Genomic DNA, 3,662 nt, shown 5'->3' on the forward strand with positions numbered 1-3,662 from the left:
AAAAAAACCCGCCTCAAGGACGGGTTCTTCTATCTCTTTTCAGAGAGAATGGGAGCCTGACGGTGTGCTACTCTCACATGGGGAAACCCCACACTACCATCGCCGCTAATACGTTTCACTTCTGAGTTCGGAATGGGATCAGGTGGTACCGTATCGCTATTGCCGTCAGGCAAAAACTGTTGTTCTTTTAACTATTCAGAAAGCTATTAGTAATCGTTAACGTTAGAGTGTCGCTACTCTTTGACTTTTATTTGATTTGGCTACTTGTCATCACAACACCAGCCTAAGCCACTTCATTCGAAGCTATTTTGGTGTTGTATGGTTAAGCCGCACGGGCAATTAGTACAGGTTAGCTTAACGCCTTACAACGCTTCCACACCCTGCCTATCAACGTTGTCGTCTTCAACAACCCTTCAGGAGAATTAAATTCTCTGGGATGACTCATCTCTGGGCTCGCTTCCCGCTTAGATGCTTTCAGCGGTTATCGATTCCGAACGTAGCTACCGGGCAATGCCTTTGGCAAAACAACCCGAACACCAGCGGTTCGTCCACTCCGGTCCTCTCGTACTAGGAGCAGCTCCCATCAATCATCCAACGCCCACACCAGATAGGGACCGAACTGTCTCACGACGTTCTAAACCCAGCTCGCGTACCACTTTAAATGGCGAACAGCCATACCCTTGGGACCGACTTCAGCCCCAGGATGTGATGAGCCGACATCGAGGTGCCAAACACCGCCGTCGATATGAACTCTTGGGCGGTATCAGCCTGTTATCCCCGGAGTACCTTTTATCCGTTGAGCGATGGCCCTTCCATACAGAACCACCGGATCACTATGACCTACTTTCGTACCTGCTCGACGTGTCTGTCTCGCAGTTAAGCTGGCTTATGCCATTGCACTAACCTCCTGATGTCCGACCAGGATTAGCCAACCTTCGTGCTCCTCCGTTACGCTTTGGGAGGAGACCGCCCCAGTCAAACTACCCACCAGACACTGTCCACAACCCCGATAAGGGGTCAATGTTAGAACATCAAACATACAAGGGTGGTATTTCAAGGGCAGCTCCACGTCATCTGGCGACAACGCTTCATAGCCTCCCACCTATCCTACACATGTAGGGTCAATGTTCAGTGCCAAGCTGTAGTAAAGGTTCACGGGGTCTTTCCGTCTAGGTGCGGGTACACAGCATCTTCACTGCAATTTCAATTTCACTGAGTCTCGGGTGGAGACAGCGTGGCCATGGTTACACCATTCGTGCAGGTCGGAACTTACCCGACAAGGAATTTCGCTACCTTAGGACCGTTATAGTTACGGCCGCCGTTTACCGGGGCTTCGATCAAGAGCTTCGCTTACGCTAACCCCATCAATTAACCTTCCGGCACCGGGCAGGTGTCACACCGTATACGTCATCTTTCGATTTAGCACAGTGCTGTGTTTTTAATAAACAGTCCCAGCCACCTGGTCACTGCGGCCCTCATTCGCTTAGGACGAAAAGTCCATCACAAACAAGGGCGTACCTTCTCCCGAAGTTACGGTACAATTTTGCCGAGTTCCTTCACCCGAGTTCTCTCAAGCGCCTTAGTATTCTCTACCTGACCACCTGTGTCGGTTTGGGGTACGGTTCGCTATATCATAAGTTTAGAGGCTTTTCCTGGAAGCAGGGTATTTGCTACTTCGTCACCGTAGTGACTCGTCTCGTGTCTCAGGCATGTAGATTTCCGGATTTACCTAAAAATCAACCCTACGCACTTTCACTTGGACAACCAACGCCAAGCTAGCATAACCTTCTCCGTCCCCCCTTCACTGATATAACAAGTACGGAAATATTAATCCGTTTCCCATCGACTACGCATTTCTGCCTCGCCTTAGGGGCCGACTTACCCTGCCCTGATTAGCATGGGACAGGAAACCTTGGTCTTCCGGCGTGGGGGTTTTTCACCCCCATTATCGTTACTCATGTCAGCATTCGCACTTGTGATATGTCCAGCAAACCTCTCAGTTCACCTTCAACCACTTACACAACGCTCCCCTACCACTTGAACCTAAGTTCAAATCCGCAGCTTCGGTATATTGCTTAGCCCCGTTACATCTTCCGCGCAGGCCGACTCGACTAGTGAGCTATTACGCTTTCTTTAAAGGATGGCTGCTTCTAAGCCAACCTCCTAGCTGTCTTAGCCTTCCCACTTCGTTTCCCACTTAGCAATATTTTGGGACCTTAGCTGGCGGTCTGGGTTGTTTCCCTCTTCACGACGGACGTTAGCACCCGCCGTGTGTCTCCCGGATAGCACTCATCGGTATTCGGAGTTTGCAAAGGGTTGGTAAGTCGGGATGACCCCCTAGCCTTAACAGTGCTCTACCCCCAATGGTGTTCGTCCGAGGCTCTACCTAAATAGATTTCGGGGAGAACCAGCTATCTCCCGGTTTGATTGGCCTTTCACCCCCAGCCACAAGTCATCCCCTGACTTTTCAACGTCAGTGGGTTCGGTCCTCCAGTTGATGTTACTCAACCTTCAACCTGCCCATGGCTAGATCACCGGGTTTCGGGTCTATACCTAGCAACTCAACGCGCAGTTAACACTCGCTTTCGCTACGGCTCCCCTAATCGGTTAACCTTGCTACTAAATATAAGTCGCTGACCCATTATACAAAAGGTACGCAATCACCCAACAAGTGGGCTCTCACTGCTTGTACGTATACGGTTTCAGGTTCTATTTCACTCCCCTCACAGGGGTTCTTTTCGCCTTTCCCTCACGGTACTAGTTCACTATCGGTCAGTTAGGAGTATTTAGCCTTGGAGGATGGTCCCCCCATCTTCAGTCAAGATAACACGTGTCCCGACCTACTTAATATGGCAACTATGAAACTTCATGTACGGGGCTATCACCCTGTATCGCTGAGCTTTCCAACTCATTCCACTACTTCATAATTACTCGGCTGCTCCCCGTTCGCTCGCCGCTACTTGGGGAATCTCGGTTGATTTCTTTTCCTAAGGGTACTTAGATGTTTCAGTTCCCCTCGTTTGCCTCTACACCCTATGTATTCAGGTGCAGATACCGCCGAAGCGGTGGGTTTCCCCATTCGGACATCTGTGGTTCAAATGCGTTTTGTCAACTCACCACAGCTTTTCGCAGACTTACACGTCCTTCATCGCCTCTAACTGCCTAGGCATCCACCGTATACGCTTAGTCACTTAACCATACAACCCAAAATAGCTTCGTTCTTCACTGTTACTTGTTACCTTATTCTCCTCACTCCCTCGTTACGTGTTATTCACACGTGCCTTAGTCGTTCGTCGAGTCGGCAACAATTACCAGCGAATAACTCGCGATTTACCTCTTATCAATCCCGCCAAGAATCGAACAAAGTAAACAACTCGCTGCACATCGCCTTTTATCGATGTGTCCGGTATTGTTGTATGCATGACAAGTTTTGCTAATCAAATGTTCGTGTAAAATTTTCAACTCAAGGAGTTGGAAACTTTTACGCAAGGCGGGCTCACAGTACTCTTTAGGAGCATCGATTACCGTTCTCACGTGTACACTGTTTGTCAGATAGAGTAGCTTTCTTGAAAAAACCGCATCTTACGATGCTATTTTAATCAGTTACTCTTTCGTTAAATATTGATTACTAATTATCAGCTTTCCAAATTGTTAAAGAACAT

Annotated in this window: 2 rRNA genes; both read right to left on the bottom strand. The window is 48.8% G+C overall.

The features are described from left to right. Positions 1-54 precede the first annotated feature (54 nt). Positions 55-170: ribosomal RNA gene (gene rrf / locus RM556_RS17200) — 5S ribosomal RNA — on the bottom strand. Between the two features lie 148 nt (positions 171-318). Further along, a 23S ribosomal RNA gene (locus RM556_RS17205) occupies positions 319-3,197 on the bottom strand. Positions 3,198-3,662 lie beyond the last annotated feature (465 nt).

This window comes from Alteromonas sp. W364 (genome assembly GCF_031846205.1).
Classification (GTDB): Bacteria; Pseudomonadota; Gammaproteobacteria; order Enterobacterales; family Alteromonadaceae; genus Glaciecola; species Glaciecola blandensis.